Origin of the sequence: Gilliamella sp. CG22, assembly GCF_046635725.1 — a bacterium.
Lineage (GTDB): Bacteria > Pseudomonadota > Gammaproteobacteria > Enterobacterales > Orbaceae > Gilliamella > Gilliamella apicola_I.
This window is the reverse complement of the sequence record NZ_JBIDFK010000004.1, coordinates 124,298-146,719: the sequence shown is the minus strand read 5'-3', so window position 1 is coordinate 146,719 and position 22,422 is coordinate 124,298. Positions and strand designations below refer to the sequence as shown.

The 22,422-nt window shown below is 34.5% G+C and carries 19 protein-coding genes; 9 read left to right on the top strand and 10 right to left on the bottom strand.

The annotated features are described in order from the left end of the window. Positions 1–137: 137 nt before the first annotated feature. Positions 138–386 carry a hypothetical protein gene (locus tag ACGH46_RS05285; protein ID WP_411604557.1) on the bottom strand — a complete coding sequence of 83 codons (249 nt, stop codon included), beginning with the start codon at positions 384–386 and terminating at the stop codon, positions 138–140. Between the two features lie 578 nt (positions 387–964). Here ACGH46_RS05285 and ACGH46_RS05280 point away from each other — a divergent pair. Continuing rightward, complete coding sequence (locus tag ACGH46_RS05280; RefSeq protein ID WP_411596636.1) at positions 965–1,822, top strand: carboxylate/amino acid/amine transporter; 858 nt, start codon at positions 965–967, stop codon at positions 1,820–1,822. Positions 1,823–1,833: 11 nt separating this feature from the next. Here the strand turns inward: ACGH46_RS05280 and ACGH46_RS05275 are convergent, their stop codons facing one another. Continuing rightward, positions 1,834–2,793, bottom strand: a complete 960-nt coding sequence (locus tag ACGH46_RS05275) for an AEC family transporter (protein ID WP_411598599.1) — start codon at positions 2,791–2,793, stop codon at positions 1,834–1,836. Positions 2,794–2,807: 14 nt separating this feature from the next. After that, positions 2,808–3,581 (bottom strand): peroxide stress protein YaaA, encoded by a 774-nt coding sequence (gene yaaA, locus ACGH46_RS05270; protein WP_411598598.1) that lies wholly within the window; start codon positions 3,579–3,581, stop codon positions 2,808–2,810. Between the two features lie 75 nt (positions 3,582–3,656). On the opposite strand from yaaA, the gene ACGH46_RS05265 reads away from it, so the two are divergent. Both ACGH46_RS05265 and rnz read left to right on the top strand, forming a co-directional pair. Beyond that, positions 3,657–3,884 (top strand): YccJ family protein, encoded by a 228-nt coding sequence (locus tag ACGH46_RS05265; protein ID WP_220217224.1) that lies wholly within the window; start codon positions 3,657–3,659, stop codon positions 3,882–3,884. Between the two features lie 5 nt (positions 3,885–3,889). Further along, positions 3,890–4,807, top strand: a complete 918-nt coding sequence (gene rnz / locus ACGH46_RS05260; protein ID WP_411604555.1) for a ribonuclease Z — start codon at positions 3,890–3,892, stop codon at positions 4,805–4,807. A 37-nt stretch (positions 4,808–4,844) separates the two neighbouring features. Here the strand turns inward: rnz and argE are convergent, their stop codons facing one another. Further along, positions 4,845–6,002 (bottom strand): acetylornithine deacetylase, encoded by a 1,158-nt coding sequence (gene argE, locus ACGH46_RS05255; RefSeq protein ID WP_411604552.1) that lies wholly within the window; start codon positions 6,000–6,002, stop codon positions 4,845–4,847. A 347-nt stretch (positions 6,003–6,349) separates the two neighbouring features. Here argE and ACGH46_RS05250 point away from each other — a divergent pair, with 347 nt between their 5' ends. Genes ACGH46_RS05250 through ACGH46_RS05240 form a run of 3 tightly spaced genes read left to right on the top strand, consistent with a single transcriptional unit; the run spans position 6,350 to position 11,371 of the window. Further along, complete coding sequence (locus ACGH46_RS05250) at positions 6,350–7,423, top strand: HlyD family secretion protein (RefSeq protein ID WP_411604549.1); 1,074 nt, start codon at positions 6,350–6,352, stop codon at positions 7,421–7,423. A gap of 13 nt (positions 7,424–7,436) precedes the next feature. Continuing rightward, complete coding sequence (gene rbbA / locus ACGH46_RS05245; protein WP_267378660.1) at positions 7,437–10,235, top strand: ribosome-associated ATPase/putative transporter RbbA; 2,799 nt, start codon at positions 7,437–7,439, stop codon at positions 10,233–10,235. A 2-nt stretch (positions 10,236–10,237) separates the two neighbouring features. After that, on the top strand, positions 10,238–11,371 hold the full coding sequence (locus tag ACGH46_RS05240; protein ID WP_411604547.1) for an ABC transporter permease: 1,134 nt from the start codon (positions 10,238–10,240) through the stop codon (positions 11,369–11,371). Between the two features lie 752 nt (positions 11,372–12,123). On the opposite strand, the gene ACGH46_RS05235 is transcribed toward ACGH46_RS05240, so the two are convergent. The 3 genes from ACGH46_RS05235 to ACGH46_RS05225 all read right to left on the bottom strand — a co-directional run bounded on the left by ACGH46_RS05235 (position 12,124) and on the right by ACGH46_RS05225 (position 15,373). Continuing rightward, the gene (locus tag ACGH46_RS05235) at positions 12,124–12,945 is read right to left on the bottom strand and encodes a helix-turn-helix transcriptional regulator (RefSeq protein ID WP_267350902.1); all 822 of its coding nucleotides are present in this window, start codon (positions 12,943–12,945) and stop codon (positions 12,124–12,126) included. 719 nt (positions 12,946–13,664) lie between these two features. Further along, positions 13,665–14,930 carry a Y-family DNA polymerase gene (locus tag ACGH46_RS05230; protein WP_267359725.1) on the bottom strand — a complete coding sequence of 422 codons (1,266 nt, stop codon included), beginning with the start codon at positions 14,928–14,930 and terminating at the stop codon, positions 13,665–13,667. Continuing rightward, the gene (locus tag ACGH46_RS05225) at positions 14,927–15,373 is read right to left on the bottom strand and encodes a LexA family protein (protein WP_267350906.1); all 447 of its coding nucleotides are present in this window, start codon (positions 15,371–15,373) and stop codon (positions 14,927–14,929) included. The genes ACGH46_RS05230 and ACGH46_RS05225 overlap by 4 nt, the downstream gene beginning before the upstream one ends. A 999-nt stretch (positions 15,374–16,372) precedes the next feature. Here ACGH46_RS05225 and ACGH46_RS05220 point away from each other — a divergent pair. Further along, a complete protein-coding gene (locus ACGH46_RS05220) occupies positions 16,373–17,356 on the top strand; it encodes an AEC family transporter (RefSeq protein ID WP_267350908.1) in 984 nt (327 codons plus the stop codon). 171 nt (positions 17,357–17,527) lie between these two features. Here ACGH46_RS05220 and cmoB read toward each other — a convergent pair whose 3' ends face one another. Then, positions 17,528–18,496 carry a tRNA 5-methoxyuridine(34)/uridine 5-oxyacetic acid(34) synthase CmoB gene (gene cmoB / locus ACGH46_RS05215; RefSeq protein WP_267378669.1) on the bottom strand — a complete coding sequence of 323 codons (969 nt, stop codon included), beginning with the start codon at positions 18,494–18,496 and terminating at the stop codon, positions 17,528–17,530. 66 nt (positions 18,497–18,562) lie between these two features. Next, positions 18,563–19,294, bottom strand: coding sequence for a carboxy-S-adenosyl-L-methionine synthase CmoA (gene cmoA / locus ACGH46_RS05210; protein WP_267350911.1), 732 nt, complete (start codon positions 19,292–19,294; stop codon positions 18,563–18,565). Positions 19,295–19,374: 80 nt separating this feature from the next. On the opposite strand from cmoA, the gene ACGH46_RS05205 reads away from it, so the two are divergent. Continuing rightward, positions 19,375–20,517, top strand: a complete 1,143-nt coding sequence (locus tag ACGH46_RS05205; protein WP_411589806.1) for a metallophosphoesterase — start codon at positions 19,375–19,377, stop codon at positions 20,515–20,517. A 10-nt stretch (positions 20,518–20,527) separates the two neighbouring features. Then, on the top strand, positions 20,528–21,610 hold the full coding sequence (gene rnd, locus ACGH46_RS05200; protein ID WP_411604544.1) for a ribonuclease D: 1,083 nt from the start codon (positions 20,528–20,530) through the stop codon (positions 21,608–21,610). A gap of 79 nt (positions 21,611–21,689) precedes the next feature. On the opposite strand, the gene ACGH46_RS05195 is transcribed toward rnd, so the two are convergent. Then, complete coding sequence (locus tag ACGH46_RS05195) at positions 21,690–22,382, bottom strand: 5'-methylthioadenosine/adenosylhomocysteine nucleosidase (RefSeq protein WP_411596647.1); 693 nt, start codon at positions 22,380–22,382, stop codon at positions 21,690–21,692. Between the last annotated feature and the right edge of the window lie 40 nt (positions 22,383–22,422).

The following is a 22,422-nucleotide window of genomic DNA, read 5'->3' as shown; positions in this document are numbered from 1 at the left end:
TCTTTCCTATATTGACAACAGTATAACAACTAAAAATATTAAGTTGTTATGTTTATTTTTTTATTTATTGTTAACTTACCACCGTTAATATTTATGAGGGTGATAAGCATAATAATCGTTTGTTTACTACACAATCTTTAATTCAATTCATCGATTTCTTTATCCACAAATTTGCGTTCGACAAGCTCACCGTCTTTATAGGTTTCTGTGTACAAAAGTTTGCCTTTTTTAGCAGAAGATAGATCAGCAGATCCATCTGGCTTCTCTTGGTAATCTAATTTATAAAATTTCCAAATTCCAATCGGTAACCCTTTATGGTAATTTGCTTCAAGATAAGTATAACGGAGAGGATAAATATAATAACCGTTCGGTTTCTTCAACACCATAAAAACGGTAGGATCATCCTGACAAATAAGAATTTTGGTAAAAATTTAATTACTAGTAATATTATGATTACAATCTTTAATAATTTCATAGTGTCATCCATTTATAATCTTCTTGGATAGATTGAATTTTGCCTTCAACTGTCACCGGACTGTATCTTTATAGCGGAATAGGGTAACAAACCTTTCTTTGTTTAATCACTATTCTTTATATTGAAAAATTTTTGTACAACAATTTAGAAACATCTTGAGTCATTACAGGATAATTTGAATTTAATCATGTTTATGTTCCTTTAATATCTGAATTAAGTTCAATATATCTACGATTATTGGGTGTAAAATTCAAAATTTTATTTTCCATTAGACTTTTTACTTGTGGAATGGATTTTGCTACGGCAGTATTCGATGAAGGGTACTAATTATTTGTATACAGGTTATCAAGTAATGTGGTCGTGTAGAATGATTAAATAATTAAGATCATAAACGTTATTTGTCACCAATTATTGTAATAAATCGTTTACAAGTTAATGATGAATTGGTACGATGCGTGCAATTTAAAATTAATTTGTTATTTGTAATTTATGTTTTATCTTATTTTTGTCACGATTGTTTGGTCATTTTCATTCAGTCTTATTGCTGTTTATCTCAGTGGACAAGTTGACTCTTGGTTTGCTGTTGTGATGCGTGTTTTGTTAGCTTTTATTACTTTTATTCCTTTTTTTCGATTTCGTGGTATCCGCTTTAAACAGATGATTCTGTTAATGGGCGTTGGAGCCTGTCAATTGGGGATTATGTACTTTTTTTATTATAATTCCTTTCAGTATATTTCAGTACCTGAAGTCCTTCTTTTTACCATATCAACGCCTATTTATGTCACGATTATTTATGACATATTGCAAGGTCATCGTCTTCGATATAGTTATCTGTTAACGGCTATTATTGCCGTTATTGGTGCAGCTATTATTCGCTATGATCATATCAGTCGTGATTTTATTATTGGATTTTTATTAATTCAGGGCGCAAATGTTGTGTTTGCTTTAGGGCAGGTTGGGTATAAACGAATTATGGAACTTTATCCATTGCCCCAACATCAAGCTTTTGCATGGGTCTATTTAGGGGCTGTGCTTGTTGCTAGTCTTGGCTGGTTATTGTTTGGTGATTATTCAAAATTACCTACAACCAACTTACAGTGGGGTATCATTATTTGGCTTGGTGTGATTGCCTCTGGTTTGTGTTATTTTTTATGGAACTATGGCGCAACTAAAGTGGACTCAGGGACATTAGCGATTATGAATAACGTGGTTATTCCAACAGGCATCTTGGTTAATGTCGTAGTTTGGCATCAATCCATTGACTGGATTCGATTTTCAATTGGAAGTGCGGTAATTGTGTTTGCTTTAATACTTCATCACAAAGTAAAACGCCACTCCCCAAAATAAATTAAATAACATTATGTTAAGCCAAATTGTAACATAATGGATAATATCAACGGTGTTGTTATGGATGATAATGCTGTTGATATGAGTAAACTTGATGCAATAGGGCCTTGTAATACCTCAAATTGTCTTGCCATCATATAACAGTTAATCGCAATCGATACTGAGCTTAATAATACAATAACTTGTAATTCCAATACGGGTAATCCTAACAGTTTTCCTGTCACAAATGTAACAATAGGTAGTATTGCCATTTTTATCATACAGATTGTTGCGGTAATGTGTAATTTGTTCCTGATTTGATATTCGGCCAGCCCCATGCCTAATACAATAAGTGATAAAGGTGCTGTCATGTCACTGACCATTTTTGTGGATTGTTGAATGAATTTAGGTAATGCGATACCCGTATAATTAACCGCAATACCGGCAAAAATGCCTAGAATTATAGGGTTTTTGGTGACATTTTTGAATGCTTTAATAAATCCTTTGCTGGAAAGTTTTCCCATTTGTACAAATTCGATCGATACGGTTGCTAGCGTCCATAAAATAAGTGCATTAAAGATGACAATAATCGCAACAATTGGAATTGCACTGTCACCTAGTAGCATTTTTATGATTGGGATACCAACAAACACTGTATTGGTATAGATTCCCCCCATAGCAAACATCGTACTTTCAGAACCATTTAGGTGAAAACATTTATAGGCGATTAAGCAACCTAAAGCAAAAACAATAAATGAGCTACCGAAGAAAACGAATAATAGTTTCATATCGATTTCAGAATGCTCGGAAAAATGGCTCATAATTTGAAAGAGCATAATCGGAAAAGCGATATAAAAGGTGAATTTGGTTAAACTGTCGGTCACCGTTTTTTGCCAGCGACCTAATTTAACCGCTATATAGCCTAATAAAATAAGAATAAATAGCGGTAATGTTGCGACAAATTGTTGTCCTAACGTCGAAAAAAAAGCCATATGATAATTACTATTTATTGATGTTTACGAATAAAATACCATTCTAACTGCGTCGATCGTTTTGGATCAAATTGATAGCCTTCAAGGTTAAAGCTTTTTATATCATCAGGTTGATTGAGGTTATTTTTGATAATGTAACGACTCATTAATCCTCGTGCTTTTTTGGCATAAAAACTAATTACCTTGAATTCACCTTTACTTTCATCTAAAAAAATAGGTTGGATAATCGTCGCTTTTAATTGTTTTGGTTTAATGGCTTTAAAATACTCATTCGAGGCTAAATTGATTAACGTTGGATTTGCAGTTTTATGAAACTCATTATTTAACTGGTCGGTTAATTTATCTCCCCAAAATTGATATAAATTATTGTTATGACCGTTTTTTAGGCGTATCCCCATTTCTAAACGATAGGGTTGAATAAGGTCAAGGGGGTTGAGTAGACCATAAAGTCCGGATAAGATCCGTAAATGAGATTGAGCAAATTTTAAATCTGCTTCTGAAAAATCGTCGACATGAAGCCCTTCATACACATCACCTTTAAAAGCAAGAATTGCTTGTCTGGCATTTTCAAGATTAAATTCTTTATACCAATGTTGAAATCGTTCATAATTTACTTCAGCCAATTTTGGACTAATTGACATCAATTTAGCTAAATCGTCGGCGGATAATTTTTTACACTCTTTAATAAGTATCTCAGAATCTTTAATAAATTTAGGTAGTGTGTGTGTGTTCGTGATAAGCGGACTTTGAAAATCGAGGGTCTTGGCAGGAGAAATTATCGTTAGCATAAAGTGATACACCTATTGTAATTTATGTAAATTGAGGGTATTTTACACCTAATCTTGCAAAAAAGGGGTATAAAAATGAATCAAACCAAAAAAGAAATACATGACCTTCGTTCTTGGGCAAAAATTCGTGAAACATCTCTAGAAATTGCAGAAGCCATTTTTGAGTTAGCACATAATGATGAAAAGCTTGCTGAACAAATTTGGTCAGAAGGTAGTGATGAAGTATTGCCACTTGCCTTTTCTAAAACAAAAGCAGATAGACTGTTTTGGGGTGAACAAACAATCGAGCGTAAAAATATCTAAGTTTTATGAAATTGACTTTTTTAGGCACCAGTGCTGGTTGCCCAACAGCTGAGCGTAATGTGAGTAGTATTGTGCTCGATCTTTTGCAAGAACGAGGCAAATTGTGGTTGTTTGATTGTGGTGAATCCACTCAAATGCAAATGCAAAAAGTTAAATTTAGTCTTGCAAAACTTGAAATGATTTTTTTAACACATTTACATGGTGATCATCTGTTTGGGCTTCCAGGGGTATTAACCACGCGTTCTTTAATGCAAAATCAATCCGCTTTAACCTTAATTGCACCTAAAGGAGTGAAGCAATTTATTGAAACGGTTATCGCAATTAGTCACTCTTGGTTAAGTTATCCACTTAATATCATTGAGCTTGAAGAAGACTGTACGGTTTTCGAAGATGAAAAGTTCAAAGTCGAAGCAACATTGTTGCAGCATCGCGTTCCTTGCTTTGGCTATCGTATTATTGAAAAGGATTTACCAGCTAGTTTAGATATCGATAAATTAAAACAAGATAATATCGAAATTGGCGCACACTATGCACTTTTGAAAGCCGGTAAAACTGTTACCTTAGAAGACGGCCGTGTTATTCATGGTAATGATTATTTAGGATCGGTAAGGCAAGGTCGAAAATTGGCAATTTTTGGTGACACTGTCCCATGTCAAGCCTCAATTGTGCTAGCCAAAGATGTTGATTTAATGGTGCATGAGGCGACTCAAGAGCATGCTTTGGAAGAAAAAGCCTTAGAACGAGGGCATTCTACCACTGTTCATGCTGCAACGATTGCTAAATATGCCAATGCCAAGCAACTTATCATGACCCATATCAGCCCAAGATATAGCCTTAAAGATAATGATAAATTACTTAATGAGGCAAGAAGCATATTTGCTAATACGGAAATTGCGAGTGATTTTTCAACGTTTAATATCTAATCCTTTTCGCCGACTGTTTCGGCGAAAAGGATATTTTTTATAAACAAAAATCTTTAATCAAATTTTCGATAGCTATTTTAGTCGGTTTTAAAAAATCCATTGAAATAAACTCATCAGGTTGATGTGCTTGTTCAATAGAACCAGGACCTAATACAATGGTTGGTGAAATTTGGTTTAAATAAGGCGCTTCAGTACTGTAGTTTACGGTTTGCGCAGTTTGACCAACTAATTTTTCAACTTGCTGTAAAGCAGGATGATCTTTTTTACATTCATAACCCGGAATTGGGGATACTTCATATTCCACCGAAATACGGTTAGGGTATTTGTCCATGACCGGTTGTAAAGCCTGACAGAGATCATGATAAAGCGAATTAACATCGTTGTTTGGCAATACACGAATATCAATAATTAGTTCGCAACAACCACAAATACGGTTTGCTGCATCGCCCCCATGAATGACCCCGAGATTAAGCGTCGGATAGGGAACAGTAAAACCGTCATTATGATACCGTTCTTTAAACTGTTGTTTCAGTTTTAACAATTGTGCGATAGCTAAATTCATGACTTCAATCGCATTTATTCCTTTGTCTGGATCACTTGAATGACCAGACTTACCAATGACTTTGATTGAGTTGGAAATAAAGCCTTTGTGCGCACGTATCGGTATTAATGATGTTGGTTCACCAATGATTGTACAATCGGGTTGTAAGTGAGTAGTTTTAGCAAAAAATGATGCTCCAGCCATGGTGGTTTCTTCATCAGCGGTAGCAAGAACATAAATAGGTTTAGTTAGTTTGGTTAGATCAATATCACGTAAGGCATCAAGTATAAAAGCAAAAAAACCTTTCATGTCTGCTGTGCCTAATCCATATAACTTGTTGTTTTCTTGCGTTAATTTGAAAGGATCTTTAGTCCATTGTCCTTCATCAAAAGGCACTGTGTCAGTATGGCCACTAAGCAGTAATCCACCTTGTGTCTGGTTTTCATTATTTGAATAAGTCGCTAATAAATTAAATTTACCGCGAGTATTCGGTACGGGCTGTATTTCAATTTTGAAACCTAACTCTTCAAACCAGTTTGCTAATTTGTCTATTAAAGGTTTGTTTGAAAAATCGAGTTTTTCATTGGTTACATTGCTGATTGTTGGGGTTGATATCAGTTCACTATAAAGCGTTAAAAAAGAGGGCAGTGCCATACAAAATCACCTTAAATTGCTAATTAAATTAAATCCATTAATAAGATGATAAGCATATCACTTACTGTAAGATTTGCCTATGACTAACGCTTATGTTTCACGCCGTTTTTAATCTGTATTGCTAATTTATTAATAATCCTTATGACTAGAAAACATTCATTTGGTGTGATCAATTGATAAAGATTCACTGATTTTCAATTTTTTAACATTTCTTGCGTTTATTTTGTATGCTGATTTTATTTGTAAAAAACATTTGTTATTATTTGATCATTACTAAATAGCATATAACGATTCAATATTTCGTTAAGCTTGATTATAAATTAATTATCTTGAACAAGGCATGAGTTATGAAACAAATAAGCAAAAAATGGATTATTATCACCGTCGTTATACTTGCTATTATTTTTATTGCATGGCAGCAACTAAAAACGGATGGATATGGTGCGGATTTTTCTAGTGGAAATGGGCGTATTGAGGCAACCGAAATCAATATTTCTGCAAAATTAGCAGGTCGAATTGAAAAAATTAACGTGAATGAAGGGGATTTTGTTAAGGCAGGGCAACCACTCGTTGTAATGCAAACGGATACGTTGCAAGCCAAATTGAACGAAGCTCAAGCCCAATACCTTCAAGCCATCAGTAATGAGGCAAGTGCTAAAGCACAAGTTTCTTTAAAAATGAGTGATAAAATTGCGGCTTTAGCCGGTGTTACTCAGCGTGAAAGTGACTTAGATATCGCTTCAAAACATCTTCAACGTACTACGACCCTTTATCAAAAAGGGGCTTTATCCATTCAACAATTTGATGATGATACCGCTAAATTCAATAGCGCTAAAGCGGCATTAGATTCTGCTCAATCACAAGTGACAGCAGCGGATGCCGCAATAGAAGTTGCACAAGCTGGCGTGGAAAGTGCTAAATCAGCTATTAATGTTGCTGATGCCAATATCAGACAAATCCAAGCCGATATTGATGACAGTACACTCGTTGCACCTGTCGATGGTCGTATCCAATATCGTATTGCTCAATTAGGTGAAGTGATGCCTTCTGGTGGTAAAGTGCTAAATCTGGTTAATTTGTATGACGTTTATTTAACCTTCTTTTTACCCGAAACTGTAGCGGGCAAAGTAGCCATTGGTGACGAGGTTAGATTGATTTTAGATGCCTTACCTGACAAAGCCATTTCAGCTAAAATTTCGTTTGTTTCGAGTGTTGCACAGTTCACCCCTAAAACGGTTGAAACGAAAGATGAACGCCAAAAATTGATGTTTAGAGTGAAAGCACAACTCGATCCTGAATTATTAAAATGTTTTATCAATCAAGTAAAAACGGGTTTACCAGGTGTAGCATGGGTGAGATTAAACCCGAATACTTCTTGGCCAGCTGATTTATCTGATGTAGCCAAATGTCCAACTAAATAATTGGAGATAGCATATGTCAGAATCAGACAATAAGGATTTAGCTTTATTAGCAGAAGCTAAATCTATTGATGATGCAGTGGTTAAAATTAGCGATGTTTCACTGCATTATAAAAAAAATTGTGCGCTGGATAACATTAGTTTAACTATTCCACCAAGGTGCATGGTGGGATTAATTGGACCCGATGGAGTTGGTAAATCAAGTTTGCTGTCTTTGATTGCGGGTGCACATGTTATTCAAGACGGTTTAGTTTATGTTTTAGATGGCGATATGCGAGATAAGTCACATCGTAAAGCGGTGTGTACTCGTATTGCTTACATGCCACAAGGATTAGGTAAAAATCTTTATCCAACATTATCTGTCGAGGAAAATCTTCAATTTTTTGCTCGTTTATTTGGTAATGATGCCGCAGAGCGTCGACGTCGCATTGACGAATTAACAAAAAGTACTGGGCTGTATCCCTTTTTATCAAGACCAGCAGGGCGACTATCTGGCGGTATGAAACAAAAAGTCAGTTTATGTTCTGCTTTGATTCATGATCCTGATTTACTGATTCTTGATGAACCTACCACGGGGGTCGATCCCCTTTCCCGAGCGCAATTTTGGCAATTAATTAATAAAATTCGGCAGCAAAGACCACAAATGAGTGTTATTGTGGCAACAGCTTATATGGATGAAGCACAAAACTTTGATTGGCTTGTTGCAATGTATGGCGGTAAAATTTTAGAAACCGGCACACCTAAATCATTATTAAGCCAAACAGGAAAAGATAATTTAGACGATGCCTTTATTCAGTTGATGCCAGAAAGTGCCAAACAAGGCTATCAAGCCGTTGAAATTCCACCTTTGGATGTGAATAACAATCTACAAACAGCGATAGAAGCGAAAGGGCTAACTAAGCAATTTGGTGATTTTATTGCAGTCGATCATGTTAATTTTTCGATTAAACAAGGCGAGATTTTTGGCTTTTTAGGGTCAAACGGTTGTGGTAAATCAACAACCATGAAGATGTTAACTGGCTTATTACCTATTTCGTCCGGTGAAGCTTGGTTATTTGGAAAACCTGTTGATGCCAATGATATTAATACCAGACGGCATTTAGGTTATATGTCTCAAGCTTTTTCTTTGTATAGTGAATTGACTGTTGAGCAAAACTTAGTGCTACATGCACGTTTATTTGGCATTGAAGAAAGTAAAATACCTGAACGTGTTTCTGAACTTCTTAAACGGTTTGGATTAGAACAAGATGCTCAAAATCTACCTGATAGCTTACCTTTAGGGGTTAAACAGCGTTTATCTTTATCGGTCGCCGTTGTGCACAACCCAGAAATATTAATTTTAGATGAACCGACATCGGGCGTCGATCCGATTGCTCGAGATGACTTTTGGCGTTTGATCATCGAATTATCCCGTAAAGATAAAGTAACGGTTTTTATTACTACCCATTTTATGAATGAAGCCGCAAGATGTGACAGGATTTCTTTAATGCATGCGGGGAAAGTGTTGGCAAGTGATACTCCCGATAATATTATTGCATCGAAAAACGCGTCGACTTTAGAAGATGCCTTCATCCGCTATCTAGTTGATGCAGGTGCTGACGATAGCGATGCACAACAAAAATCGACCGAAGCTTCAGTTACCGCCGACAAATCCCAAACAGTCATCCCACCAGCGAATCATCTTCAAGGATTTAGTTTAACACGGATGATTGGTTGTTTATGGCGTGAAACACTTGAACTGTCGCGAGATCCTTTACGAGCGATGTTGGCATTAATGGGGTCAGCAATCTTAATGCTCGTTATGGGTTATGGGATTACGCTAGATGTCGAAAATTTACGTTTTGCCGTGCTAGATCGTGACCAAAGTGAAATCAGTCAAAACTATACGCTTAATTTGTCTGGTTCCAAACGTTACTTTGTTGAAAGGCCACCTATAACGGATTATGCCGATATGGATGCCCGTTTACGAAGTAATGATATTGCGTTAGCGATTGAAATTCCACCTAATTTTGGACGAGATATTCAACGTGGTGATTCAGTTGATATTGGTGTTTGGATAGATGGTGCCATGCCACTACGAGCAGAAACCATTAAAGGCTATGTACAAGGTATGCATCTTGCTTGGCTAAGTCAAAAAGTGAAAGAAATGTCGGGAAAAGATTCAACCAGTTTGGCGAATATTGAGACGCGGTATCGATATAATCCTGATGTAAAAAGCTTACCGTCAATGGTGCCTGCGGTTATTCCTATTTTATTATTGATGATTCCTTCCATGCTGGCAGCTTTATCGGTTGTCCGTGAAAAAGAGATGGGATCGATTATTAATTTATATGTTACCCCTGTGACTCGTGCCGAATTTTTATTAGGGAAGCAGGTACCGTATATTATTATTTCTATGTTTAGTTTTTTGCTGTTGCTGTTTATGGCGATTACTATTTTTGGCGTGCCAATCAAAGGCAGTTTATTTACCTTGTGTCTGGCTGCTTTAGCTTATTGTATTATTTCAACGGGTCTTGGGCTGTTGGCGTCAACAATTACACGTAGTCAGATTGCAGTGATATTTTTAACCTGTGTTGGCACTATGTTACCTGCTATTCAGTTTTCGGGTTTACTCAATCCTGTGGCTTCATTGGAGGGGAGTGGGCGTTATATCGGTGAAGTTTATCCAACAACACATATGCTAATCATTGCACGAGGTGTATTTAATAAAGCACTGGGTTTTAATGATTTACACAATTCTTTATTCGCATTATTAGTCACTATTCCTGTTGTGCTGTGCGCCAGTATTTTTCTTCTTAAAAAACAGGAAGGGTAGTTATGAAGCAAAGCTTAATTAATATTTATCGATTAGGTATTAAGGAATTATGGGGACTATTACGCGATCCTATCATGCTTCTGTTAATAGGTTACTGTTTTACGTTTGATATTTATATTGCCGCTACAGCAACATCTGACTCGCTTCATCATGCCTCAATAGCGGTGGTTGATGAAGATGATTCACCGTTATCAAGACAAATTGTTGCGGCTTTTTATCCACCGATGTTTAATCAACCTGTAAAATTATACTCAATGGATGAGGTGGATCGAGGCATGGATACCGATAGCTATACCTTTGCTTTAAATATTCCGCCTAATTTTCAGCGTGATGTGTTGAACAATCAAAGTCCTGAAATTCAATTAAATATCGATGCGACTCGAATGGGGCAAGCTTTTGTAGGGAATGGTTATATCACACAAATCATCACGGGTGAAGTGACAGAGTATGTTAATCGTTATAGCAAAGCAACGGATTTACCTGTCAATATTCAAGTTCATACCTCATTTAATCCGAATTTAACTCGCTCTTGGTTTGGCTCGGTAATGGAAATCATTAATATTGTAACGACGTTATCCATTATTTTAACCGGAGCTGCATTAATGCGAGAACGTGAACATGGCACTATTGATCATCTGCTTTCCATGCCTGTCACACCGTTTCAAATAATGATATCTAAGGTATGGTCAATGGGATTAGTGGTGTTAATCTCAACTTGGGTGGCATTACTATTGGTGGTAAAAAGCTGGCTTAATGTTCCAATTAATGGCTCAATTACGTTGTTTTTGATTGGAGCCGCTTTACACTTGTTTGTGACAACGTCACTTGGGATTTTTATGGCTACGATTGCCAAATCAACCGCACAATTTGCTATGTTGTTGATTTTGATTTTATTACCGTTACAAATGTTGTCCGGTGGTAGTACACCAAGGGAAAGTATGCCTGAAGTAGTACAAAATATTATGATGATTGCCCCAACAACGCATTTTGTCGAATTAGGGCAAGCCATACTATATCGTGGTGCAGGGTTGAGTGTTGTGTGGACATCCTATGTATGGTTAATTGGAATTGGATCAATCTTTTTCTTTATAGCATTAAGACGTTTCCGTAGCTCAATTGTTAATATGGGATCGTAAGTCACTTGCTATATGCTGATAAACCATAACCAATCGATTGATTTTTAATGAGTTGGTTATGGTTTATTATTTTTTCAATTTAATTGCCTTCATCTTCTATAATGGTCATTATCATCTTGAATCAATCATATTTACTTAAACCGATCAGTGAATAAAATTGCAATCTTCGTTTATTGAGCTAACTTAATGTTTGTCATTAATATTGGGTTATTACGCCAAATATTTTCATAATTTTATAAATATGAATGATTTTGTCACTAAAATGAATGTAAATGTCATTTCTTTTATATCAGTTATTGTTAAAATTTACCGCAAATTTAGCCAGCTACAAGTGTTAAATCCTAATAAACATAATGGGTTAAGATTAACAGTTGTGGCATTGTTATTTTCTTGAGTAGTAAATAAATTAATGCTTGTGTTTGTCATTTAAGACTGTTGTATGAAAATTTAATGGTTTTCATATGATGAAATTCAGCGCTATTTCGTTAATTTAATTTTAGTGGTCTTGTTGTCGCTAAAAGTTTTCACAAATTTTCAGCAAACGTCACGAAATAAGTAAAGGCTGTATTATTTTTGTTTTGAATTAAGGCTGATTCAACCTTAATTCCTGTATGTCTATCTATCAAGATAGATATTAAAATCTTTAAAGTTCCACCATTTATTCAATTACTAGAACTAGCATGTTTACCAGCGAAAGTAATATTCATTCTTAACGTGGTTTCCATTTAATGGAATAAATGATGAAATGTTTATTAGTTTCGTTTGGTGTTTTTTAATTCTCTTGGCGTTAATCCAAAATTAGCTTTAAATCTTTGTGAAAACCGAGTGGACGAAGAATATCCTATCATTTCAGCGATATATTCTGTTGAAAAATTAGAGGTTTGTAATAAATGAAGCGCTTGTCCCATCACGAGTTTTTCCTTAATTTTTTGTATATTTTCCCCTTCAAGTTTCAATTTTCGATACAACGTTGCTTTACTCATACAGATTTCTTTGCAAATTTCATCAATGGTTATTTTTTTATTGTCTTTTTTATTAAATATTTCAATTACTTTTTGCGTGGTTTCTTTTCGATTGGGTAAACATGCCAAATTTTCATAACCGGAATGGACTAACAGTTTAATAATTTCTTTTCTACGATTTGTAATGATGTCATCAGATGCCCATTCTAAGCATTCTATCATTTGTGAAACACATTTATAAAAGGCAGAATTTGCTTTCCCTGCGGTATATTCATTGGTTTTCTTTGTATTGATGTTGATTGATGTATCATTAAAATCAGAAAATTCAAAATTAATAAGTAATGCAAAATAATTCGTATTTGCGGGTATATTTCTCATGTTCATTGATTGAACATCGGTGAAAAAAATAAAATCTCCTGTATTGCAGGCTAGTTTTTTTTCATTACCAATCACTTTGCAACCACTTAATATAATTATCAGTAAAGGCTTTAAAATCGGTATATTTGATAAATTTTGTTGCTTTTTAGAGGTGTAAATTGAGATATAATTGCTGTTACTATTTGCTTCACTTAACTGTTTAAGTTTTTCAATTTCTACTGCGGTATTATTCATCCTAATTGCCCCATTACTTTCGTGTATTTTTTATCGTGATGATGAAAAACATGTTGACGTTGTTCAGTATATCGTTCTGTTATAAAATTTATGCTTCATACACTGAATCTATTAACGTATAAGCAAACAATAAATAAGGTCACAAAAATTTTTTACACATTTAGTACTCCAGTTGGTTATGGAAAAATGTAAGCCAATGTCCAAAAAGTTGTGGCCTTTAATGGAAATTTACTTATAAAGCTTTGTTACTAAAAAATAATTCACAACTTTTTATAAGCAATGCCATAACCTATCAAACATAATCTATGTGAAAATGTATATTTATTTAACGTATTTTAATTACTCAAAATAAAGCTATTTATTTCGTTTAAAACTGTTTTTTCGAGCTTTGTTATTTCTGGATAAGCATTTTGAAGACATACTTTAGCACTGTATATTCTTCTTTTTTGACTTATTTTTGAACTGTTAGTATGCATTTAATTAACGCTAACAACTCGATAAAGTTAACATATTTTAATCAAAACGTTAACTTTTTGTAAAATAAATTTTATGAGTAAAAAATCAAATTTGCATGTTATGACTATTTTTATATGCCCAATCGTTATTTATCTTAACGTTTATTATGATAAAAAAACGTAATTTAGATTTTTCTGTTGGAAATGCAAAACTTTACAACATTATTCTTCGTTATAATGATTGGTTATTTTTGTTGCTAATTATCATTTAACTAATGGTAATTCATCCCAACGTGTTGTGTAACGTTGGCTAAGCCGTTCTCGTTTGATCTGCCAAGGTGCGGTTTTTCTACTTCCGCCTAATTGAATGGTATTTTTACCCATTTTTTGATTAATGGTATCGATTGTTTTCATTAAGTTATCATTTTTTTGCTGTAAGACTGGCAGACTATTTAAAGCAAATAAGTCAGATTGGCAAAAGCTATCTTTAGCTTTTAAATCGAGTAACATAACACCTGACTTCATAAATAAAAATCCTTTTTTATAAATTGCTGTTAGCCCCTGTTGTGCTGCATGAATAATTACTCTTGAATCATCAGTAGGTGATAGTAGCGGTACGACAATCGAGGGATTGTATTGAATTAAGTCTTGACGAAACCGATTTGTTTTCAAAAAAACAAGTACAGCATTAGCAATCGATTTTTGTTGTCTTAGTTTTTCAGCTCCTCGACTGGCATGAATACGAATGGCCTCTTGCAAATCAAATAATTCACCTGTTAACTGCCCAAAACTACGTGATGTCATAATGTTTTTCTTAGGGGTAGCAATGTCATCTAATTCAATAGCGTTAATACCTTGCAACTCTAATATGGTACGTTCAAGCACGACGGAAAATTGTTGTCTAATTTGTTTTAAATCTGCCTGACGCAGATCCCACGCAGTATGAATGCCTAATGTTTGCAATCTTTTGGCTATGCGTCTGCCAACGCCCCAAATTTCATCAACAGGAAATGATTTTAAAATCTGATCAAGTAAGGCTGAATCGTTAGGAAGGCAATAGACCCCTTGATAAATAGGCTGCTTTTTTGCAATGTGGTTTGCCAACTTTGCTAACGTGTGGGTTGATGCAATGCCAATACTTACCGGAATTCCCGTATCACGTTTTACTATTGCCCTTAAATGTTGACAATGGGTTGTAACATCGCTAAATCCCGCCAGTTTAATAAAAGCTTCGTCAATAGAGTAGGGTTCAATATCGGCAGTATAATGGCTGACAGTATCAAAAACACGTTGGCTCATATCGCCATAAAGTTCATAGTTAGAACTTAATAATGTAATTTGTTTTCGAATGTTAGCCTCAATTTGGTAGGCAGGCATACCCATTGGTACTAAAGGTTTAAGTTCATTGGAGCGTGCGATGACACATCCATCATTATTGGATAAAATGCCAATTGGTTTTCCTTCTAATTTAGGGTTAAAAACACGCTCACACGAAGCATAAAAGTTATTACAATCAATCAGCCCAATCATGCATGACCACGTTTTCGTAAAGAATGAATAGTGTGTATAACAACGCCCCATATATGGACTTCTTTACCCGCTAATGAAATAGGGGGATAAAGTTCATTGCCTGATAATAGATAATGTTGTCCATCAATAAGTCCCAGGCACTTACATGTTAGTTCACCGTCAACAGCTGCAACGACAATATCTTCTATTTGGGGTGCTAATGAACGATCTACTACTAAAAGATCACCACTAAAAATGCCATAGTTAATCATCGATTCCCCCTGTGCTTTAATATAATACGTTGCGCTAGGGTGTTTAACTAAGTGATCGGTTAAGTCCAGTTTGGCTTCTAAATAATCATCAGCAGGCGATGGAAAGCCAGCCCTGACAGGGGTATCAACCAAAGGTAAGTAATTTTTGATAGTGCTATCAACGGTTCCTAGCACAATACAGGATTTACTCAAGAACGTTTCTCCTAAAAATATACAGGTAAAATTTATACTATGTAGTAGTGTTCGTGATAAAAAACGAATAGTGTATAAATATACAGTATAAAATTCTTGATTCAATGAAAAACACTGTAAAAAAATAGCAATGTGACAAAAAATGACCATGTGTAATGGATGATAAGTATATTTTAACGAACCAGTAAGTTTGACGATCTGAATCTAGAATAGTTGAAATAATGGCAGGATTGAATTTGTATTGTTGCAAAAAATAGAGAACAAAATCGCAAGCTATCATAATAATTGATTTAAATTACATTACGGCATTTTACAAAACCACTTAAATAGTTTACATTATATTGATTATTTATTAATTAATTTACAACATAATTCACTATACCTTGTATTTTTGTTCACAGCCCTTATATAAGTGACTAAAGGTAAACTTTAAGTGTGACTTATCGAAATAATACAAAAAGTCAATTTGTTAACCTAACTACGCCTGATGCAATTTTGATTGGTTATCGATGATAAAAAGCGCTATTTAGTTTGTTTTAGCTTAATTTTGATTTTTACTCTAATTTAACGCTCGTTTTTTTTATTTTCTCATCTTTTGTTTTTTATAAGAATAAAATACCAATATTGATATATATCAATAATATTTGTTGCGTTTTTTTGTTTTTTTAGACAGTCAGTATTGCCAGCTCGACACAAGGGCGAAAAGAATCAGATATAATATTTTCCAAGTTATGTTATTTGACATTTAAATATAGCAAGGGTTGTCGTATTAAAAATATTTTTCAAAAACACAAAGTGCGTAAAACAACATTTAGTTATATCAAGTTTTTAAAAAACTGAAAAAAGGTTTTGTCGCTAGTTTTATTATAACTGGGTCATGTTCAGTTTTATTACCTACTTATTTTAGCTCGGTCTATAAATATAAATTCTAATCCAAAGTTACCGACCAATTACCGAATATGTATTTTAAGTAATATTATTTTAGGAGTTTTAAAAAAAATGAATCTAATTTGGTCTGCAGTAGGGCAAGTTGTTAGTTCTTGTCTTCCGGTGTTTTTATTAATTTTTCTTGGTTGGTTATGTGTTCATCAGAATATTTTTACCAAAGACTCCAAGAAGCTATTATCCGGTTTAGTGTCAAACTTTGTATTTCCGGCATTACTTTTTGTGCATACATCACATGCTAAGCCGTCTGAAATATTCAACGGTATTTGGATGATTGCATTTTTCTGTACAATGTCATTTTTATGGATAATTTGTTTTTTAACCAATAAATACATTTTACATAAAGATTTAAAATCAACAGCGATGAACGCGATGTTATGTTGTTTCCCGAATATGGGGGGAATGGGCGTACCATTTTTAACATTGATGTTAGGTGCATCGTCAACCATTTCAGTCGCTGTAGCGAATTTTGTGGTGGCGTTATCATTGATACCAATGACGATTTTCTTATTGGAATTGTGTGATACGAAAATATCTGGCGGAAAAGTAACGGGCAACATGGTATTTAGCGCAGTGAAAAACTCGTTAATGAAACCAATGTTTTTAGCGGTCATTCTGGGCTTAATTGTCAGTGTTACAGATGGAACAAAATGGTTACCACATTTTGTCTTTAATACCTTTGATATCATGTCGAATGCTTGTAACTTTATTTCGTTAATTGCCGTTGGGGTAGGTATCTATGGTGTTAAATTGAATTTTTCAAAACCGTTGATTATCAATGTGATTTTAAAAAGCTTCTTTACACCAGTAGTAGCTTTAATTGCGGTAAACCTTTTTGGTATTACGGGTATGGAGGCGGAAGAGTTAGTATTCTTGTTAGCTATGCCAACAGCATCAACAGCCGTTATTTTGGCTTATAATTGGAATGTTGAGCAAGAACAAGCATCAAGTATCTTTTTTGCTTCAACAATTTTATCCATATTTATTTTACCAACGTTGCTTTTAATTATGCATTTTACGGTACCGGGTGTGCAATAAACAATTTGTTTAAGCGAAAAATAGGTATAAAAAACGGGCATTAAGCCCGTTTTTTTGTTTATTACTTGTTGTTTTTTTATCTTGGCGGTGTTTGCTTTAACATAAGATAAAACAGTATTTTGATAGGATTGTTTATTACAATTTAAATAAATATGTCGCTAATGTAAAAAACTATTTTTGTGCAATAAATACCGCTCGCATTGGAGCAGGATAACCCTCAATGGTTTTACTTAGATCATTTGGATCGAGAAAATCAGCAAGTGAATCAGACGTCATCCAATCGGTTTTACGTTGTTCTTCTAAACTAGTTTGTGAAATATCCACCATTCTGACATCTTTAAAACCGCATTTTTGCAGCCAATTTATCATGGTAGGTACCGATGGAATAAAGTAAACATTGCGCATTTGTGCATAACGTTCACCTGGCATAAGCGCTTGATGTAAATCACCTTCAATAACGAGTGTTTCTAATATTAATTGCCCACCATCAACAAGCTGATCTTTTAATTGGTAAAGATGATCAAGAGGCGAACGGCGATGGTATAAAACACCCATCGAAAATACCGTATCAAAAGCATTAAGCTTTGGTAGCTCTTCAATGCCAAGTGGTAATAAATGTGCTCGTTTATCATCACCTAATAATTTTCTGACGGCTTCAAATTGACATAAATAAAGAGCCATAGGATCGATGCCTACTGCAAGTTTAGCCCCAGCGCCAATCATTCGCCATAAGTGATACCCACTATTACAACCAACATCTAAAACAAGTTTACCTTCTAAATTGTCAATATGATGAATAAGACGTTCCCATTTCCAATCAGAACGCCATTCAGTATCGATATCTATACCATAAAAATGAAATGGTCCTTTGCGCCAAGGCATCATGTTTTTTAATAGCTGAGTAATACGTTGCTGTTCCCCAGTTGAAAGAGGTGTTTGCGTTTTTACGCTGACACCATGCAATAAATCTATATGATAGGGCGTTATAACAGGTAAGTGTTTAATACTATTTAGCCATTGAGTAAAACGGCTATCTAAATTTTGTTTTTGCCAATTGGCTAATTGTGCCGGTAAGACTTCAAGCCAGCTACTGAGCCTATTTTTTGCGATAATCTGGTAAAAATCACCAAAATCGATCATTCTTTTGTGTCCTTATTAATTTGATTTTTGACTGATATATGGATTGATAACTATCCTAAATAACGGCTATTTTATAGCAATGATAGAACCAAAATTGAAACATTGGAACCAAGTGTTAATATGTGTAAAACCTGCTTTGGTTAGGCGTTCATTATGGATTTCGACAGTATCAGTCAGCATGACATTTTCTAACATATTACGCTTTTGACTAATTTCTAACTCACTGTAGCCATTCGCACGTTTAAAATCATGATGCATATTGAACAGTAAGTCATCAATAGTTGAATCAGTAAAACTAAATTTTTCAGATAATACCAATATACCATTGGGGTTTAATGCTTGATAAATCTTATTCAAGACTTGTTGTCGGGATTCGGGTGTTAAAAATTGTAATGTAAAATTGAGAACAACCATGGATGCATTTTGCATCTGGATATTACAGATGTCGTCACAGATTACATCAACGGGCGTATTGGCCTTAAAGGCGTCGATATGGCGTTTACAACGTTCAACCATCGGTAACGAATTATCAATAGCCACAATATGGCAATTTTCATGTTTAATATTACGACGAATAGAGAGCGTTGCTGCACCTAATGAACAACCTAAGTCATAAATCATTGAATTCGGTTGGACAAATCGTTCAGCCAACATACCAATCATAGAAATAATATTCGAATAACCCGGCACCGAGCGTTGAACCATATCCGGAAACACCTCAGCAACTTTTTCATCAAAAGTCCAGTCACCTAATTTATCGATAGGGGTTGAAAATAATTGATCTATTTTTGAATTCATAAAAGTTGAAGTTATAGATAACGAATAAAAAATAATTCTGTTATGATACCACTTTTTTAAGTTAATTTGTTTGAAGCATTATGAATTTTGTTATTCTTTTTATAAGTTTGATGAGTATTTTAGTCATTATTTACTTAGGTAAACGGTGGTTATTTTGGCTAGATTTTCATTTAAATGGTTATTTGAAATTGGCTTATTGGTTAGCATTAGCAACCATAGCTACCACATTTATCCTGTCAAAAGTATTGAATGATTTTCCGGCCTTTTTTGGCATATTGTTCAGTTTAACTATCTGTTTTGTTTATGCGACATTGCTTTTTGACTTTATTCACTTAATAAGTAGAAAAAGATTTAAACCCGATTTTTGGGTGAGTTATGTTTATGTCGGTTGCGTAATTGTACTGTTTATATTTGGTCATCAAATGGCGACTAATTCTAAAATAGTAAATTATCAAGTTACGATTAATAAACAGGCTAATGTTGATCATTTACGTATTGTTCAATTAAGTGATATTCATCTTAATGGGTTAACCCAGCGTAAATTTATCAAGCAAATGGTGGACGAAGTTAACAAACTTAATGCCGATCTTATCGTTATCACGGGTGATACGCTAGATAAACAATTAAAATCATTTACAGAAACTGACTTTAATAAACAATTTTCACAATTGAAATCGAAATATGGTACCTATATTATTTTTGGTAATCATGAATATCTAGCCATTAATAAAGAACATCCTCATGGCGAGGATATTGTTGATGCGTTTAAAGCTGCCAATATGCGCGTTTTACGAGATGATATTGTGTACCTTAGTGATTTGAATATCACGTTAATTGGTCGAGAAGATTTTTCATCGAGTAAGTATGATTTAAAACGAGCGGAACTTGCTGATTTAATGATGTTTGCCGATACGTCTACACCCATCATTTTATTAGATCATCAACCCAAAAATCTTGATGAAACAGCTAACGCCGGAGTTGATTTGATGATTTCAGGACACACGCATGGTGGGCAACTTTTTCCAATCAATCTTTTGTTATCTGTTATTTATAAAAATGCTGATGGGATATATCATGATATAGAAAAACAGTTTACCAGTATTGTAAGTAGCGGTTATGGCTTTGGAAGTATCCCTTTACGCTTAATGACACGTTCAGAAATTGTTGTCATTGATGTGACGTTTGATAATAACAAAGAACAATCAAATCATTCTTTAGAATAGGTAATTAATATTGACTTATCAATTTATTATAAATAATGAACAACTCGCTGATTATTGTTCAAAAATCAAAAATAGTGCAGCTATTGCATTGGATACTGAATTTGTTCGAACTCGAACTTTTTATCCTCATTTAGGCTTACTTCAGGTATTTAATGGTGAATTTGCTGCCTTGATCGATCCTATTGCAATCACCGATTGGCAATGTTTAATCGACATTTTTCGAAATGACGCCATTGAAAAATATTTTCATTCTTGCAGTGAAGATATTGAAGTATTTATGCATCATTTTGATTGTGTCCCAACGCCAATCATTGATAGTCAAGTCCTTGCATCTTTTTTAGATAATCCATTAAGTAGTGGCTATGCCAGTTTAGTTAAAAAATATCTCAATATTGATCTTGATAAAAGTGAAACCCGTACAGATTGGTTGAAACGACCATTGACAGAAAAACAGTGTCAATATGCGATTAATGATGTGATATACCTGTTTCCGTTAATGCAAAAACTTAAATCACAATTAATCAGCAATCATTATTTAGTTGCCGCTTATCAAGAGTGTCAAATGGTTATTGGTCGCAAATGTGAGGTGATCAATCCAGATGATGCTTACCTGAGTATTAAAAATAGCTGGCAACTGAAAGGTAAGAGTTTAGGGCAGTTATATAAATTAGCGAGTTGGCGCTATCAATTAGCTAAGCAGCAAGATATTGCTGTAAACTTTGTGGTCAAAAAAGAGGTGTTGTGGAAAATAGCTCGTTATTCACCCTCATCCTTGTCAGAACTCGATAAATTAGGATTGCATGGAAAAGAGATTCGGTTATATGGCCAACAGATTCTGAATATTTTATCGGAACCTATTCCAGACATTCCAGCAATACGTCGTATTAATAGTTATCCTGATTATAAGGTGATTACAGATCAACTAAAAAATGCAGTTGTCAAGATTGCCTCACAAACAGGGCTTAATGCAGATTTGTTACTATCCAGACGATTAATAAACCAATACGTGAAGTGGAAGATTGATAAAATAGGGCAGGATCCAGAAATTTTATCAGGCTGGCGAAAACCTTTATTTGAACCCTATTGCCAATAAATGTTGCTAATGAGCAGATCATATCTGCTCATTTAATATGACATGTTTTTCAATTATCAATGTCTAAATTTGATAACAATTAAGCAAGTTCAGTTAGCATTGATTCGACAATCAATGAAGATTGTGTTGCAGCCAATTTTAAGAAAGATTGGAAATCAACGGCTGATTCACTATCACCATTATCCGAAATTGCTCTAACCACCACAAAAGGTATCTGATATAACCAACAAACATGACCAATAGCAGCCGCTTCCATCTCAACAGCGATAGCATTGGGAAATGTTTGCTTAATTCGTTCCAGATTGGTTTTTCCATTGATAAATGCATCACCACTACCGATCGATCCTTCAATAGCGTTGACCCCTTGTTTTTTAATACACTCTTTGGCTAATGTTTGGTAAGTTTCACTTGCCTCAAATGCTATCGGGCATCCTGACATTTGACCTGGTTGATAACCAAACGCAGTCAAATCCACATCATGATAAAATACATTTTTCGATACCACGATATCGCCAATGTTTAATGCCGTTGAAAGTCCACCTGCTGAGCCAGTATTGATAACCGCATCAACTTGATAATTACTTAATAATAGGGTGGTTCCTGATGCTGCTGCGACTTTTCCAATGCCTGATTGAAGAAGTACAATTTCACAATTGGCTATTTTTCCAAGATGAAAATCGCAATTTAGATGGCGTTCCACTCTATAATGGGTAATTTTACTTTTTAATATCGCAACTTCTTCTTCCATTGCGGCAATGATAGCGATTCTCATACGATCCTCATGACTAACGTTAAGTAACTTAAATTAAGAT

What these genes read in the sequence shown, in the direction of transcription:
- ACGH46_RS05285 (WP_411604557.1), bottom strand. Translation starts at nt 386, where the DNA reads ATGGTGTTGAAGAAACCGAACGGTTATTATATTTATCCTCTCCGTTAT.
- ACGH46_RS05280 (WP_411596636.1), top strand. Translation starts at nt 965, where the DNA reads ATGTTTTATCTTATTTTTGTCACGATTGTTTGGTCATTTTCATTCAGT.
- ACGH46_RS05275 (WP_411598599.1), bottom strand. Translation starts at nt 2,793, where the DNA reads ATGGCTTTTTTTTCGACGTTAGGACAACAATTTGTCGCAACATTACCG.
- yaaA (WP_411598598.1), bottom strand. Translation starts at nt 3,581, where the DNA reads ATGCTAACGATAATTTCTCCTGCCAAGACCCTCGATTTTCAAAGTCCG.
- ACGH46_RS05265 (WP_220217224.1), top strand. Translation starts at nt 3,657, where the DNA reads ATGAATCAAACCAAAAAAGAAATACATGACCTTCGTTCTTGGGCAAAA.
- rnz (WP_411604555.1), top strand. Translation starts at nt 3,890, where the DNA reads ATGAAATTGACTTTTTTAGGCACCAGTGCTGGTTGCCCAACAGCTGAG.
- argE (WP_411604552.1), bottom strand. Translation starts at nt 6,002, where the DNA reads ATGGCACTGCCCTCTTTTTTAACGCTTTATAGTGAACTGATATCAACC.
- ACGH46_RS05250 (WP_411604549.1), top strand. Translation starts at nt 6,350, where the DNA reads ATGAAACAAATAAGCAAAAAATGGATTATTATCACCGTCGTTATACTT.
- rbbA (WP_267378660.1), top strand. Translation starts at nt 7,437, where the DNA reads ATGTCAGAATCAGACAATAAGGATTTAGCTTTATTAGCAGAAGCTAAA.
- ACGH46_RS05240 (WP_411604547.1), top strand. Translation starts at nt 10,238, where the DNA reads ATGAAGCAAAGCTTAATTAATATTTATCGATTAGGTATTAAGGAATTA.
- ACGH46_RS05235 (WP_267350902.1), bottom strand. Translation starts at nt 12,945, where the DNA reads ATGAATAATACCGCAGTAGAAATTGAAAAACTTAAACAGTTAAGTGAA.
- ACGH46_RS05230 (WP_267359725.1), bottom strand. Translation starts at nt 14,930, where the DNA reads ATGATTGGGCTGATTGATTGTAATAACTTTTATGCTTCGTGTGAGCGT.
- ACGH46_RS05220 (WP_267350908.1), top strand. Translation starts at nt 16,373, where the DNA reads ATGAATCTAATTTGGTCTGCAGTAGGGCAAGTTGTTAGTTCTTGTCTT.
- cmoB (WP_267378669.1), bottom strand. Translation starts at nt 18,496, where the DNA reads ATGATCGATTTTGGTGATTTTTACCAGATTATCGCAAAAAATAGGCTC.
- cmoA (WP_267350911.1), bottom strand. Translation starts at nt 19,294, where the DNA reads ATGAATTCAAAAATAGATCAATTATTTTCAACCCCTATCGATAAATTA.
- ACGH46_RS05205 (WP_411589806.1), top strand. Translation starts at nt 19,375, where the DNA reads ATGAATTTTGTTATTCTTTTTATAAGTTTGATGAGTATTTTAGTCATT.
- ACGH46_RS05195 (WP_411596647.1), bottom strand. Translation starts at nt 22,382, where the DNA reads ATGAGAATCGCTATCATTGCCGCAATGGAAGAAGAAGTTGCGATATTA.